Below are 14,315 nucleotides of genomic sequence, written 5' to 3'. Positions count from 1 at the left end.
GCGGCGAAGCCGGGGTCCATCGGGGTCTCACTGTCGGCTTTCACGGTGACCGGGAGGCGAATGGATCCCGGCTGTCGCCGGGATGACGGCGTGCGGCAGGATGAGTCCGCCTCAATGCACCTTGGTATAATTTCAGCCTCGAACAGCCTTATGCGCCGGATCCTCGGCGACTTTGGGTGTTTCTTCAGCATTATGTGCCACGAGCGCAGCCTGGAGTTGATCCAATACGCGTTCCCACGGAACCCCAGCCGTCGCCATCCATCCCGAGAATGCCGGTGTCGCACGCACCGTCACCCAGCAGTTGCGTGGCCTGTTCGAAGACCAGCCGCCCGACCGGGGTAAGCCGCAGGGGCCGCGCCGCGCGGTCGAATAGCGGAGCGCCGATTTCGGCCTCGAGATGCTGAATCTGCCGTCTTAGCGGCGGCTGCGCGATGTGCAGCCGCCGCCAAGCCGCGCGGGTAAAGTTTCGCTCTTCGGCGACGGCAACGAAATAGCGGAGCTGGCGCAGATCCATCCCACCACCATACCCAATAGGTATCGTATGAAGACTGCAATAGTCTTGGGCTCCGCCCCTTTCGCCCCCTACCTCGTCGACATCGAACGCGCAGTACGGGAAACGCATGTCAAGCTTGCCCTTGAGTCGATCGAAGCCATTCTCGTCGATCTGCCGACGATCCGCCCGCATGTGCTGGCGATGGCGACGATGCACAGCCAGACGATCGGGCGGCATGTCGTCGGCAACCGCATTGCCAAGCGCGCGATGGAAAGTACGCTGCTCGACGCGGCGGGCAAGCGGCCGGGCATTCCGGTTTCGGCGTTGATCAGCGGCGGCCGCCTGCGCGACAGCCTACCCCTCGCCTGGACGCTAGCCAGCGGCGACACGGGGCGCGACATCGAGGAAGCCGAAGCGATGATCGCCGCGCGGCGCCATAACATGTTCAAGCTCAAGATCGGCAAGCGCGAGGTGCGCGCGGACGGAGACCATGTGGCCGCCATCAAGCGCACGATCGGCGCGTGCGTGTCGACGTCAACCAGGGTTGGGACGAGACCCAGACCGATCTGGGCATGGCCCTGCTCGCCGAAGCGGGATGCGGTCTCGTCGCGCAACCGACCGCGCGATCCGGCGACGCCACCGGCGCGAACGACTGCGCTGCTCGAAGGCATCCCGCGCGCGACCTGCGTGATGCTCGATGCGGCGCATCTGTCCAATCTCGAGCGGCCCGAAGCCTTCACGGCCGCGCTGCTCGATCATCTGAAAAATACCAGTGGAGAGTGAAATGACGTCCCTGTTCGACGATGGACATCTTGACGGCCGCCTGTTCGACGGCGGCTGGGTGAAGGCGGACGAAACCTACGATGTGCTCGAACCCGCGACCGGCGCAGTGCTGGCACGCGCCGGCTCGGCGGATGCGGCCATCGTCGCCCGCACGACGGCGACGGCCCGCGCCGCGCAGGCCAGCTGGGCCGCCGCCGCACCGGATGTGCGCGCGACCATCTTCCCGAAGGCCGCCGCGCTCGCCCGCGCGCACTGGGACGCGATCGTTACCTGGATCATGCGCGAAAGCGGCTCCGTGCGCGCCAAGGCCGAATTCGAGCTGTCGATCACGGTCAAGGCGATCGAGCTGGCCGGTGCGATGCCCCATCAGGCGCAGGGGCTGGTCCTCCCCAGCGAGTCGGGGCGTCTCAGCCTCGCCCGGCGTCGTCCGCTTGGCGTGGTCGGCGTGATCGCGCCGTTCAATTTCCCGCTCTACCTCGCGATGCGGGCGGTGGCACCGGCGCTTGCCGTCGGCAATGCAGTGGTGCTCAAGCCCGACCCACGCACGGCGGTGTGCGGAGGCTATGTGATCGCGCGCCTGTTCGAGCTGGCCGGGCTGCCGGCCGGCGTGCTCGCGGTACTTCCGGGCGGCGGGTCGGCGGGGGCAGCGCTGTGCGAGGATCCCAATGTCGCGATGATCCAGTTCACCGGATCGACCGGTGCCGGGCGCAAGGTGGGGGAGGTAGCGAGCCGGCATCTCAAGAAGGTTTCGCTGGAACTCGGCGGAAAGAACGCCCTCATCGTCCTCGACGATGCCGACCTCGATCTGGCCGCGCGCAACGCCGCATGGGGTGCCTGGCTGCACCAGGGCCAGATCTGCATGACGACCGGGCGGATCCTCGTCCATCGGGCCATCTTCGATGCGTTCGCGGCCAGGCTGGTCGAGAAGGCGCGGGCACTCCCGGCGGGCGACCCGATGTCCGACGCGGTGGCGGTCGGCCCCCTCATCAACCAGTCGCAGCTCGACCATGCCCGCGGGATCCTCGAGCGCAGCGTCGCGTCGGGAGCGCGGGTGGCGGCGGGCGGCACCGTCGACGGACTTTGCATGGCGCCTACCGTGCTGGAGGGCGTGCTGCCCGGCATGGCGGCGTTCGACGAGGAGATTTTCGGGCCGGTCGCCGTGCTGGTTCCCTTCGATACCGACGAACAGGCGATCGCGATGGCCAACGACACCGACTATGGCCTGTCCGCAGCGGTGATCTCGAACGACGTCGGTCGCGCCATGGCGATCGGCGAGCGGCTCCGCGCCGGGCTGGTCCACATCAACGATCAGACCGTGAACGACGAGGTGGTCAACCCCTTTGGCGGCGTCGGCGCCTCCGGCAACGGTTCGTCGATCGGCGGCCCGGCCAATTGGGAGGAATTCACGCATTGGCAGTGGCTGACCGTGAAGGGCGCCGCCCCCGCCTATCCGTTCTGATCGCCCCGAAAACGGGACAAAACTTCCAGGAGATGACGATGACCGAATTGCGTGAAATCACCGCCGCCGTAACCCGCGCGCAGGGCGCTCCCTTCGCGATCGAAACCGCGAAGATCGCCGCGCCTTGCCCGGGCGAAGTGCTGGTCCGGATCGTCGCGGTGGGCGTCTGCCACACCGATATCATCGTGCGCGACCAATATTATCCGGTGCCGCTCCCCGCAGTGCTCGGCCATGAGGGATCGGGCGTGGTCGAAGCGATTGGCGCCGGCGTGACCGCGGTCGCACCGGGGGACCATGTCGTCCTCAGCTTCGCTTCGTGCGGCGTCTGCCATCCGTGCCTCTCCGGGCACCCCGCGCATTGCGCCGAGTTCTTCGGGTTGAACTTCGGCGGCGGGCGGAAGGACGGCTCAACGGCCACCTGCGATGCCCATGGGCATGTGCTGCACGATCATTTCTTTGGTCAGTCGTCGTTCGGCAGCTTTGCGATCGCGCAGGAACGCAACGTCGTCAAAGTCGCGAAGGACGCGCCGCTGGAACTGCTAGGTCCGCTGGGCTGCGGCATCCAGACCGGCGCGGGAGCCGTGCTCCGCGCGATGAAGGTGCCGGCCGGCGCCAGCTTTGCCGCCTTCGGCTCGGGCGCGGTGGGCCTCAGCGCGATCATGGCCGCGCGTGTCGCCGGGGCGACGCAGATCATCGCGGTCGACGTAACGCCGAGCCGGCTGGAACTGGCGAGAGAACTCGGCGCTACCCACATCGTCAACAGCCGGGAAACAGACCCGGTGGCTGCGATCCAGGATATCACCGGCGGCGGCGCCGATTTCACGCTCGAGAGCAGCGGCCGGCCGGATGTTCTGCGCCAGGCAATCGATGCTCTCGCCATCCTGGGGACCTGCGGGATCGTCGGTGCCCCAAAGCTCGGCACCGAAGGCAGCTTCGACGTGAATATGGTGATGGTGCCGGGCAAGCGGATCATGGGCATCGTGGAGGGGGACGCGGTGCCGCAGGTCTTCATCCCGGAACTCATCGCGCTCCACGCCCAAGGGCGGTTCCCGTTCGACCGGCTGGTCAAATTCTACGACTTTGCAGACATCAACCAGGCGGTCGCCGACAGCGAGAGCGGGAAGACGATCAAACCGATCCTTCGGCTGCCGGCCTGACCGAGCGGCGAGGCTGCCCTGCACAGCCTCGCCCGTCCCGAATGCGCAGATCGACCGATTCAAGGTGCCCGAGATGTCGATTGACCCGACGAATTCCTCCGATCTTCTCGTCGAGACCCGATCCGGCGTGGTACGCGGCGTCGTTGAAGACGGCGTCCGCACCTGGCGCGGTATCCCCTTTGCCGCGCCACCGATCGGCGATCTGCGGTTCCGGGGGCCGCGCCCGCCAGCGCCTTGGCAGGGTATCCGCGATGCGCGGGCGTTCGGACCGCTCCCCATGCAGAAGCGCGGTTTCGAGGCGATCGGCGGCGCTGGGACAGCGACACCGATGGACGAGGACTGCCTCAGCATCAACGTCTCGGCGCCGCTCGACGCACGTAAACGTCCGCGGCCGGTCGTGGTGTGGATCTATGGCGGCGGCTTCTCGTTGGGTGGGAGCCGCGCGCCGCTCTATCGCGGCCAGCATCTCGTCGACCGCGGGGATGTCGTCTTCGTCAGTTTCAACTACCGTGTCGGCATTTTCGGCTTTTCAGATTTCAGTGGCTGGTCGACCGACGCGTACCCGGTCGACAGCAATCCGGGACTGCGCGACCAGGTGGCTGCGCTCACCTGGGTGCAGGAGAATATCCACGCCTTTGGCGGCGATCCCGGCAACGTCACGATCGTAGGGCAGTCTGCGGGGGCGATGTCGGTGGTTACGCTGATGTGTGTTCCCGCAGCACGGGGCCTGTTCCACCGCGCCTTCGCGATGAGCGCCGCCGGCATAAGCGTCTATGGGTCGGGGCGACACCAGCAGTTCGCCCGCGAGCTTCTGACGATGCTGGGCATCGATCCGGAGGACAAGGACGCGGCGGCGCGTGCACTCCGGCACCTGCCGGCGGAAGACTTGAACGCGGTGGCCGCGCGCTTCTTCTACGACGTCGCGCCAGACCGGTACCCTGGCTTTCTGCCGAGTTCTCCGGTGATCGACGGTGAATTCCTACCGCAGCATCCTATCGACGCCTTTCGGGACGGCACCGCCCATCCCGTCCCTTTGGTGATCGGTACCATGTCGCGCGAAGGCGCCATGCTGGACAAGGCCCTGCCCGTGCTCTGCAGCCGGGTGAACCGGCTGGAGGCAATGTTTGCGTGCGAAGCGCCTGCGCTGCGCACCCGCATCGCGGCGGCCTATCCCGGGTATCCGTCGCCGCGTACCGCTATCGATATCGCCGGAGACCTCAATTTCTGGGTGCCAACCATCCTGATCGCGGAAGGACATGCGCGGTTTGCCGATTGCTGGGTCTATCGATTCGATTACGCCACGCCCCTGACGCGCTTGTTGTTCGGGGAAGCCACGCACGGCCTCGATCTTCCGATGGTGTTCGGCACCACCGGCGAGGGGGAACTGGGTCGCCTCGATCTCTTCCGTTGGCGGCGCTCCAGAATGGTGAGCCAACGCTTCCAGCGGGCCTTCCTGCATTTTGCACAGGACAATTCTCCCGCATGGCGGCGATACGATGCGGCAAACCGGGTTACGCATGTCTTCGATGCCCGCGATCGAGACGAACACGATCCCCGAAAGGCGCGGCGAATCGCATGGGGTGGGTATCGCGGCCCAGCGTAGCGGCCGATATCAACGTCCCTGAGGCACTCCTAACGCTCCATCCACCCGGTCTTCCGAACGGCCGATACGGTCGCCACAAGAATGGGTGAACGTTGTGATACCATCACGCTGCGTAATTCCGTGGCAGTCGCCAGCGCCGAAGCCCATTCCCCAATGACAAGGGGATAAGACCAGGCTGCGTTGATACCGACTCCTCCAGCCTCGGGTACAAACTTGTTCATCGTCTTGCTCATACAGGTTCCACCTTCTCAGGCGTTGGAGCCTCAGGCAGACCCGGTGCGGTTCGATGGGCCAACGCACGCTCGATCGCATCGGGGTGCCAAAGGCCGGATTCATTGAGCAGCGTGCTCGCCATGGCCCGGAAGCCGTGGCTGGTCATTTCGTCATGTTCAAAGCCCAGGCGCCGAAGTGCGACATTCAGCGTGTTGTCGGAGATCGGACGCAACGTCGTATGCAGTGCCGGGAAAAGGAACTCGCTGGATCGCGCAAGCGAGCGCAGATCCTGGAGCAGATACAGCACCTGCCGGGAAAGTGGCACAGCGTGCGCCTGCTTCATCTTCATGCGCTCCGCAGGCACGCGCCACACCTCCTCGGCGAAGTCGATCTCGCTCCATTTCGCCTGCCGGTGCTCACCTGGCCGCAGGAACACATGCGGTGCGATCCGCAGCGCGTAGAGCGTTTCGGGGCGCCCTTTATAGTCTTCGATGGCGCGAAGCAGTTCTCCAACCTTCTTCGGCTGAACGATCGCCGCATGATGCTTCACGCGCGGAATGGTAAGCGCACCCCGGAGAATGTCTGCCGGTTTCTTTTCGGTGCGCAGGGTCGCGAAGCCATAGCGAAACACGCGGCCTGCGAAGGAGCGCAGCCGCACCGCCGTCTCGTGATGCCCCCGGCGCTCGACCCGTTTCAGCACGTCGAGCAACTCGTGCGGCGTGATCGCCGCGATGGGCCGGCGGGCGATTCCACCGAGCAGTTCGAGAAACCAGCGCGCCTTCTTGAGGGTGGCCGCCGATTTTCCCTCACGCTGCATCTTCTCGATATATTCATTGGCGACCAGCTCGAAGGTGGTCTTCGCTGCCAGCTCCGCCTCAAGCTGCTTTTGTCGCTTCTGCTCGACCGGATCGAAGCCGTCGGCAAGCTCAGCGCGCGCCTCGTCTCGTTTGTGGCGCGCCTGCTGGAGGGTGACCTCGGGGAAACTGCCAAGCGACAGCTTCCGCTCGACCCCGAACACCTTGTAGCGAAACCGCCACAACAGTGCCCCGGAGGGCTGAACGAGAAGATACAAGCCATCGCCGTCCGGAACCTTGAACGGACGCGCTGCCGGCTTGAGGGCGCGAATCTCGACGTTCGTAAGCATGGTGGGCCACGCCTTCCTGCGATCTCCGTGGCCCACCGATTCGTGGCCGACTTTGGGTGGGCCACGGTGGAACAAAATGGGAAACCACGAGACCCGCAGGAGACATTTTACCGCAGTTTTCTGCGGTTTTCTAGCGATGTTCTCTAGATGTACTGGTGCCCAGAAACCTCCAAAACTGGGCACTGTAAGGATTGGAAAATTCTGGTCCCACTGCCGCCTACGGGTGGCGCGAAGGCTGCATAAAAAGGTCTTTCAACGCTTCTGCGCCTGTTGCCGGCGGCACGCCATGAACTCGCTCAGCGCTGCCGGCACTTCGAGCGTCAGGCTCTCTGCCGTTTCCAACAGCGCATGGACGAGGGCGAGAAGCCGATCCAGCGTTCCCATCCGATCGGTCATCGCTCGCCCCTCCCTTAGCCCGCCTTGGCGAGAAGCCCGGCCACGGTCAGGCTCTCGGTGACGTCCCGCTCGGAAAGCAGCGCATAGGCCCAGGTCTTCCCGTCGCCTTCCTCGGCGAACAGGTTGGCATTCTGCACCCAGGTCCGCGCCGCGCGCGCCTTGTCCTGCACCACCGAGTCGTTCAGGTCGCGCTCTGCCTTAACTTCGACGATGAGCTTGCGGTCCTGGCATTCGACCACGAAGTCCGGCTCGTAGCGGCGCCCACGATCATATTCGATGTCGAACTGGCCCGTGGCGGGGCGCAGCCAGCGCACCACGGCCGGCATGTTGTCGCTATCGATCAACGCAGCGAAGCGGCGTTCTGGGTCCGAATCGAACTTGTGGAACTGGTACGGGCTCTTCCGCGAGCCGTAGAACAGGATGCTCGGCGTCGCCGATAGCGGATCGGCCGGCTGCGTCAGCGGCAGCTGCTTCGACAGACTCACGCCCATCTGCTGTGGCCGCAGCGCCTTGAACGAGCGCGTGCGGTGCGCCTTATACTCGACCGGCGTCTCCCGATAATGCTTGCGCATCTGCTCGAAAACGAACCGGGCCAAGGCCTTGCCCTGCTCCAGCGCTACCGCCTCGACATCGGCTTCGGTGTTCAGATAGGCGCGGAGGCGCTCGATCACCTGCCCAGCCCATTTGTAGAGCTTGGCCGCGTGGCTGTCGTAATCGACCTCGGGATAGTCGATCAGATGCCGGATGATGTAATCTTCCGGCCGCCGTTCGCGCGGCCCCGTGTCCGCGCGGGCGAGTTCCCGCTGGCTATCATCGCGCAGGTTGCGGATCAGGATCGTGTCGCTGCTCGGCTGGAAGCGTAGCGTCTCGAGCCCGGTGAGATCGAAGTCGTCGAACCAGAAGTTCACCTCGCGGCTCGGCAGCACGACGATTTCCGGAATCTCGATCGTGTTGTCGGCGATGGACGCCGTCACAAGCTGCACGAGCCGCTCGACCTCGTCATTCCCGAGCACCGCATCGAAACTGCCCTGCGCCGCCGCCGTTGCCGCGCGCACGTCGCGGACGATTTCCGCCTGGACCTCGGTCTTGCGGAGATCGGCCAAGCCGCCGGTCAGCGTGCGTTCGTATTTGTCGCGGATCAGCGACAGTGCGGTGTCGACATAGGCGACCTGTTCCGGCGTCGGCGGCGTATATTCGACACGCTCCTCGGCAACCCTGTTCGCATCCGGCCCCAGGCTCGGCTGCCGCCCGGTAAGGAACCCCTCATAAGCGGGCGGCACCGCAATCGCCTCCCGCTCTTCCGCCGTCACGTCGCCGCCTTCACCGATCGTGATTTCCTTCAGGCGCACGATCGAATCCGGCTCGCGTGCCCGCTTGATCACCTCGTCGAAGCGGTCATGCGCGATCACCGTCAGCGTATCGACGGCCTCCACGCCGGTCCGCGCCCCATAGGGCAGGCGCAGGCCGCGACCCAGGGTCTGCTCGGTGAGGATCTCGGACGCCGAGGCGCGCAGCGGCACGATGGTGTAGAGGTTGGTGACGTCCCAGCCCTCCTTCAGCTTGTTGACGTGCACCACAATGTCGGTCTGCTGATCGTGTTCGAGCCCGACCAGCCGTTCCATCGCCTCGTTCGACTCCTCGCCAGACTGGTTCGAGTGCACCTCGATCACGCGGCCCCGATAGGCGCCGCCATGGAAATCATCGCTTTCCAGATAGGCCCGGACCGAACTGGCGTGGGCGGTGTCGCGCGCCACCACCAGCATGAACGGATGCACCTGCGGCCGCCCGCTCTGGCGGGCATAGAGATCCAGCTCCACCTTCACATGCTCGTGATAGGTGATGCCGTCGGCGAGCATGATCTTCTCCAGCTCGTCCTGTGAAACGCTGTCCGCGCGGAAATCCGCCCGCGTCGCGACGGCGGGCTCCTTCACGAAGCCGTCGGCCATCGCCTGGCCCAAGCCATAGGAATAGACGACGTTCTTGAAGTCCTTGGGCGAAGCGCCGACCGTCTTCGGCGTTGCGGTCAGCTCCAGGCCCAGCCGCGGGTTCAGCTCGAACACCGCGTTCGCCGCTGCCTTGGCGCGATAGCGATGCGCCTCGTCCATCAGCATCACGAGATCCGGCAGACGCGAGAGATAGTCGAAATAGCTCTCGCCCAGCGTCTCGCGGAACGAGCGGATGCGCCCCTTCTCCTTGTTGATCTTGTCGACGTTGAAGATGTTGATGATCGCCTCGCCGCCGAACAGGTCCGAGCCGCGCACGCCGCGCCCCTCTTCCCATGTATCGCCGGTGACGATGATCGGCGGCGACTGGGCAAACTCGGCGATGCCGCGGAACACATATTTCGGCGACGATTGGCGCGAGAAGTCGTTGACCAGCTTGTCGTAGATGGTGGTGTTCGGCGCCAGCACGAAGAAGTTCTTCGAACGCCCGGTGAGATAGAGCCAGGCGATGAACGCGCCCATCAGCCGCGTCTTGCCCACGCCGGTCGCCAGCGCAAATGCCAGCGACGGGAAGGCACGCTCGAAACTGGTGACGGACGGATATCGCGCCTTCACCTGTTCGAGCAGCGCGACCGGATCGACGGCCCCCTCCCAATCCATCATGCCGTCAACGACACCCAGGATTTCGAGCGCCAGCTCCTGCGGCTTGCGCAGCGACAGGCGCTGCGCAACCTGGCGGCGCAGCCGATCGTCACGGGTCAGCTCAGCCATTGGTTCGGCCTCCCGAGAAGAGCGGGCCCGCATCCGCGTCGCCGCTTTCCTCCCGTTCCGGCAGCGCAGCGACATTCAGCGAGTAATCGTCGCGACCCCACTCACATTTGCTGAGGATGCTCGACGGGATCTTGCGGCAGGTGAGGTTCTCGAACGCATCGAGGTCGCCCGAAAAGGCGCGCGCGCAGATCAGCAGCGAGCGGTTGGGCCCGACCTCTTGCGAGAGAAGTCGTAGCGCATCCTGTGTCAGTGCTTGCGTGGTGACATAGAGGAAATCGGTTTCGCTGGACCTACCATGGCGCCACCACTCGGCTTCGTCCTGCGTGGGATCGTAGGTGAAGCCCAGATGCTTGCACATCGCCTGCGCCAACATCGGCCCATTATATTCCGGCGCGATTATCCAGTTGCCATATGCATCGCGTTCGAGCAGCGAAGGTGCGAGCGTGTAATAACGAAAACCGCCCCCCCCCTTCCAACCCACCGCCTTGGTGATGCCGCTATGATCGTCGCCATCTACGACCTTACTTATGCGCGGCACGATATGTGTATCGGCGTGATCACCGATTTCTACCATAATCCAACGACGATGCATTTTGTGCGCAACAGCACCGGTAGTTCCAGAACCCGAAAATGAATCAAGAACTAAATCTCCCGGTTCAGTAGCGAGTTCTATACATCGCTTAACAAGAGATTCCGGCTTTTTACCTTTGGGGAAATCGAATCCACCCTCGTTATGCAAATTATTGGATAGAAGATCATCCCATATTGACGTCAGCGGCTCTCCGGCAACATATTGTCCGTCCACCAGCTTCAGCTTATCCGAGTAAAATAGGATCCTTTGTCCGCCTTGGAAAAACATATCGGCATGGCCGTCGCGTTCCAGGCAGAAAACCTCGTTCGGGTTTGCTACAGACTTATCAATCATGCTCCGCGCTGAGGAGCTCACAGCTTTATAATCCGGTTTCGCCTGACGGATCACGCTCTGGGCGTGCTCAACGACAAACTGACTGATCTGCTCTTCGTAGCTCGCGCCGAGCTCCTTCTTAACCGCTTTCTCATCTATACCAATATGCGCAGCGAATGCCTTCGCAAGAGTGGTAAACTGCCACTTTGTAAATTCTTCCGAGCGATTCAAAATGAACCTTCCGTACCTTGCGTCTCGCGAATCGCGCGCGGAATAAACCTTGTTCGGCCGCCAAAGCGGCTTGTGCTTCGCATACATGATTAAGAAATTGGACGTCGAAACCACACCTGGATTTATAGCTTTGTGACCTGTCGCAGCACCTTGTTTGAATGTGATAATGGATATCCGATTAGATCTTCCAAAAATCTCATCCGCTATTGCTATTAAGTATCCAAGCTCATTGTCGTCTATGTGAACAAACAAAGTGCCATCCTCTCTCAAAAGAGAGTGAAGGAACATTAGCCTGTATCGCATTAGGCTTAACCAAATTGAATGCTCCAAACCATCATCGTAATTTGGAAGCGCCTGTTTTGTATTAAAAGGAGGGTCAATATAAATGCACTTTACTTTTCCTGCATATTCTTGCTCCAGCGCCTTGAGCGCAAGCAAATTGTCACCCTTGATCAGCATGTTGTCGAACAAGTCACCGTCGCGCTTCGTCGCAGCATGATGGCCGCGCTCCGGGTGTTCGAGCAGGATGCGCGGTTCCAGCCGAGGACGGTCCTCCTTGCCGGGCCAGGTGAGTTCGAGCTTGGTCTTGCGTGTCATAGGTCTACTTCAGCAATGGGTTGTGGTGCCGCGATGCGGCGATCCAGGTTCGCGATTTGCGCCATCAGTTCGCGTCGGCGTTCGCCATAGCGGATGAACCTTCGGCTGCCATCCTCCCGCCGCGCGCCACGCCGTTCATGCTCGCGAAGTTCTGCCGCCAGTCGCATGCGCTCCGCCATCAGGTTCGAACCCCGCACCTGGCTTTCATCCCGCTTCGGGGCTGCGATAAACGGAACTGTCTCGTCGCCTGCAGCCTCGAGTTGCGTGATGCGACGGCGCAAGCGGGCCTGCTCCTCCTGATTCTTGGTGAATTTGCGCGAGCCCGGAAAGAACTTCGCCGCCTTGGCTTCGACGCGGGCAAGCTGCTGCCGCAGCTCGCTCAATTCATGCAGGTGATGGTCCGCCGGAACGGCGACGTGGCGGGGCGCCGGCTGTTCGGCCTCCGGGCGCCTTGACGGCACGGTCTTCTCCCGAGCGGCATCAGGAGCTGCCACCGGCAAGGACGGAGGAGGCTTGGTGGCGGCCGCGAGCCCCGCGCTGAGCATCCTTTCGATTTTGGCGGCATCCAGGTTGCAACCGGCGTCGAAGCGACTTCCTGGGAAGCAGGTCGTCATTCGCCGCGCCTGCTCCCGCGCCACGTCCCAATCCGTATGCCGGCGCGCACGCGCGGACCAGCGAACATAATAGAGCGGGGCGACCGACACACGTACCCGGGTCTTGGCGATGAGCGCGCGCTCTTCCTGCTCCACCCGTTGGCGCAGGCGCGCCCGGTCGCTGGCCAGCCGCTCGACGATCGCGTCGCGCTCCTGCTCGAACTCCCCGATGATGTCCTGCAACAAGGCGCGTTCCGCATCCGAACCACCGGGCATGCGACGACGACGGCGCAGGTCCGCAATCTGATATTCGAGCGCGTCGATCCGTCGCGCTGCCTGCCCTTCCAGCTCGGCAATGCGAGCGAAGGTGGCTTCCGTCAGCTGCGCCAGGCCGGCATTGCTCCCCCGCAGCCATTGCACTTTCAGCTCGTCCGCCGCGTCGGCGAGCAGTTCCTCCAGATCCTCCGGCGGGTATTCATCGCACTCTCCCGGAAGCGAACAGCCGCAAGCGAGCAGATTTGGCGCCATGAACGATGGCACGGGATCGAGATGATCGTCGCAGGCAGCGACCAGGGTGGTATCCCAGCCGCCGCCGGCACTCGTCATCTCCGCCTCGGCCACGACCAGCCATCCAGAGCGCCCGCGGAACCGCTCGACATGCGTCCAGGGCCCTTCATAGCTGTCGAGATCGAATTCGATGCACACTGGTGCCAAACCGAACCCGTCCAGCATGACGTCACGCGACCGTCCAGCGGAGCGTGAACAGCTCCTCGATCCTAGGCTGCTGGTCCAGCGTGGCCGCCAGATCATCGAGCACGCGGTTGATGTCGGCGTTCACCTTCCGCTTGGTTTCGAACTGCGTCATCTTCAGCTCGTCGCGTGCTGCCTCCTTCTTGCGGATATCGCGCATCCGGGCGAGCTTGTCCTCCATGCTGAGCCCCGGCGCACGCTTCGCGCGCTCCAGTTCCTTGATCTCGAGCTCGAGCGCGGTCACCTGCGCCTCGATCTCGATTTCCCGATCCCGCGCATATTGGCCGAGCTGGTTTTCGCGCTCTTCAAGCCACTTCATGTTTTCCTCGGTGACCCGCTCGGAAAACACCGCGAACTCCTGGTCCCGCAGCGCATCCAGGCGCGCTGTCGGCACAGGAGCGTCGGCGGCGCCCAACGATCGCGCCGGCGCCATCAGCAACTTGTCGCCAATCGCGGAGGGAATGCTTTCGCCGGCATCGGTGACGATGGCCACGAGCACCTCCTCACGCTCCGCATCCGGCACGGGCATGACCGCCTTGAAGGCCCGCAACCAGCCCGACGTACCCGCCAGGTCGACGACGCCGCCCAGCTGCCCCGGATACGGATAGGCTGCAGGATCGAACTGCACAGCCTGCACGCCTTCGCTCCGCCAGGCCTTGGCGCGCTGCACCAGTTCCTGACCCAGGCCCTCACTAACCCGGAAGAACTGCCAATCGCGCTCCTCCGCCATTGGCCATTCGACGGTCCAGCGCTTCCCATCATATTCGAACCAGACCGCACCCGGCGTGGGGAATTGCGCGTCCGGCAGCGCCGCTGCGGCTACCATCAGCAGCCGCTGCTGATATTCCGGCACGATCTCGACCAGTGCCTGCTGCCGGCGATGCAGCTTGGCGATGACGTCGGCGTCCATCGTCTCGAGCACCTTGGCGCGCGCAGCTTCCATATCCGCGTCGATGCTGTCCTGGATGCGGGCGGTGAGCAGGTCGAATTCGCGGTCCGCTTCCTCGGCGCTCCGGCAGCTCTGGACGATGCGCAGCACCTCGCGCTCGAAATCGATCCCGTCGGTAAGGATGCCGAGCACCTCGTCCGACGAGCCGAACACGCCCTCGAACAGGTGCAGCTTCTGCTCGAGAAGCTGGTGAATGCGCTCCTCGGCTCGGTTCTTGAGGTTGAGCATGTTCACCACGGTGACATCGACCAGCTGGCCATACCGATGGCAACGGCCGATGCGCTGCTCGACGCGCTGCGGGTTCCACGGCAGGTCGTAGTTGATCAACA

10 protein-coding genes and 1 pseudogene are annotated in these 14,315 nt (G+C 63.7%); 4 read left to right on the top strand and 7 right to left on the bottom strand.

All coding sequences use genetic code 11. From position 1 onward, the window contains the following. Positions 1 to 295: 295 nt before the first annotated feature. Positions 296 to 514 (bottom strand): annotated as a pseudogene (locus SAZ01S_RS24525) (LysR family transcriptional regulator); the annotation flags it as partial. 27 nt (positions 515 to 541) lie between these two features. On the opposite strand from SAZ01S_RS24525, the gene SAZ01S_RS24315 reads away from it, so the two are divergent. The 4 genes from SAZ01S_RS24315 (at position 542) to SAZ01S_RS22105 (ending at position 5,495) form a co-directional block, all read left to right on the top strand. Next, positions 542 to 1,276: a hypothetical protein gene (locus SAZ01S_RS24315; protein WP_218018150.1), complete on the top strand. Its 735-nt coding sequence runs from the start codon at positions 542 to 544 to the stop codon at positions 1,274 to 1,276. A gap of 1 nt (position 1,277) precedes the next feature. Then, complete coding sequence (locus SAZ01S_RS22115; protein ID WP_084584506.1) at positions 1,278 to 2,735, top strand: benzaldehyde dehydrogenase; 1,458 nt, start codon at positions 1,278 to 1,280, stop codon at positions 2,733 to 2,735. A 38-nt stretch (positions 2,736 to 2,773) separates the two neighbouring features. Continuing rightward, positions 2,774 to 3,892 (top strand): NAD(P)-dependent alcohol dehydrogenase, encoded by a 1,119-nt coding sequence (locus SAZ01S_RS22110; protein WP_218018149.1) that lies wholly within the window; start codon positions 2,774 to 2,776, stop codon positions 3,890 to 3,892. 73 nt (positions 3,893 to 3,965) lie between these two features. Beyond that, entirely contained in the window at positions 3,966 to 5,495 is a 1,530-nt protein-coding gene (locus SAZ01S_RS22105; RefSeq protein WP_084584504.1) for a carboxylesterase/lipase family protein, read from the top strand. 229 nt (positions 5,496 to 5,724) lie between these two features. On the opposite strand, the gene SAZ01S_RS22100 is transcribed toward SAZ01S_RS22105, so the two are convergent. From SAZ01S_RS22100 to SAZ01S_RS22080, 6 genes are all read right to left on the bottom strand, one after another. Beyond that, positions 5,725 to 6,852: a tyrosine-type recombinase/integrase gene (locus tag SAZ01S_RS22100; protein WP_084584503.1), complete on the bottom strand. Its 1,128-nt coding sequence runs from the start codon at positions 6,850 to 6,852 to the stop codon at positions 5,725 to 5,727. 252 nt (positions 6,853 to 7,104) lie between these two features. Then, positions 7,105 to 7,248: a hypothetical protein gene (locus tag SAZ01S_RS24160; protein ID WP_167693235.1), complete on the bottom strand. Its 144-nt coding sequence runs from the start codon at positions 7,246 to 7,248 to the stop codon at positions 7,105 to 7,107. A gap of 14 nt (positions 7,249 to 7,262) precedes the next feature. Continuing rightward, entirely contained in the window at positions 7,263 to 9,962 is a 2,700-nt protein-coding gene (locus tag SAZ01S_RS22095; RefSeq protein ID WP_084584502.1) for a DEAD/DEAH box helicase family protein, read from the bottom strand. Next, positions 9,955 to 11,694 carry a site-specific DNA-methyltransferase gene (locus SAZ01S_RS22090; protein WP_084584501.1) on the bottom strand — a complete coding sequence of 580 codons (1,740 nt, stop codon included), beginning with the start codon at positions 11,692 to 11,694 and terminating at the stop codon, positions 9,955 to 9,957. The genes SAZ01S_RS22095 and SAZ01S_RS22090 overlap by 8 nt, the downstream gene beginning before the upstream one ends. Further along, on the bottom strand, positions 11,691 to 13,019 hold the full coding sequence (locus SAZ01S_RS22085; RefSeq protein WP_139810199.1) for a hypothetical protein: 1,329 nt from the start codon (positions 13,017 to 13,019) through the stop codon (positions 11,691 to 11,693). The genes SAZ01S_RS22090 and SAZ01S_RS22085 overlap by 4 nt, the downstream gene beginning before the upstream one ends. Positions 13,020 to 13,023: 4 nt before the next feature. Further along, positions 13,024 to 14,315: helicase-related protein (locus tag SAZ01S_RS22080; RefSeq protein ID WP_369688897.1), on the bottom strand; the 1,292-nt coding region annotated here is incomplete at its 5' end.

The organism is Sphingomonas azotifigens NBRC 15497 (assembly GCF_002091475.1).
Lineage (GTDB): Bacteria > Pseudomonadota > Alphaproteobacteria > Sphingomonadales > Sphingomonadaceae > Sphingomonas > Sphingomonas azotifigens.
The sequence above is the reverse complement of the archived record's forward strand: the minus strand, read 5'-3'. Positions and strand labels throughout refer to the sequence as shown.

Coding starts and splice junctions, on each gene's coding strand:
- SAZ01S_RS24315 (WP_218018150.1), top strand. CDS start 542: ATGAAGACTGCAATAGTCTTGGGCTCCGCCCCTTTCGCCCCCTACCTC.
- SAZ01S_RS22115 (WP_084584506.1), top strand. CDS start 1,278: ATGACGTCCCTGTTCGACGATGGACATCTTGACGGCCGCCTGTTCGAC.
- SAZ01S_RS22110 (WP_218018149.1), top strand. CDS start 2,774: ATGACCGAATTGCGTGAAATCACCGCCGCCGTAACCCGCGCGCAGGGC.
- SAZ01S_RS22105 (WP_084584504.1), top strand. CDS start 3,966: ATGTCGATTGACCCGACGAATTCCTCCGATCTTCTCGTCGAGACCCGA.
- SAZ01S_RS22100 (WP_084584503.1), bottom strand. CDS start 6,852: ATGCTTACGAACGTCGAGATTCGCGCCCTCAAGCCGGCAGCGCGTCCG.
- SAZ01S_RS24160 (WP_167693235.1), bottom strand. CDS start 7,248: ATGACCGATCGGATGGGAACGCTGGATCGGCTTCTCGCCCTCGTCCAT.
- SAZ01S_RS22095 (WP_084584502.1), bottom strand. CDS start 9,962: ATGGCTGAGCTGACCCGTGACGATCGGCTGCGCCGCCAGGTTGCGCAG.
- SAZ01S_RS22090 (WP_084584501.1), bottom strand. CDS start 11,694: ATGACACGCAAGACCAAGCTCGAACTCACCTGGCCCGGCAAGGAGGAC.
- SAZ01S_RS22085 (WP_139810199.1), bottom strand. CDS start 13,019: ATGCTGGACGGGTTCGGTTTGGCACCAGTGTGCATCGAATTCGATCTC.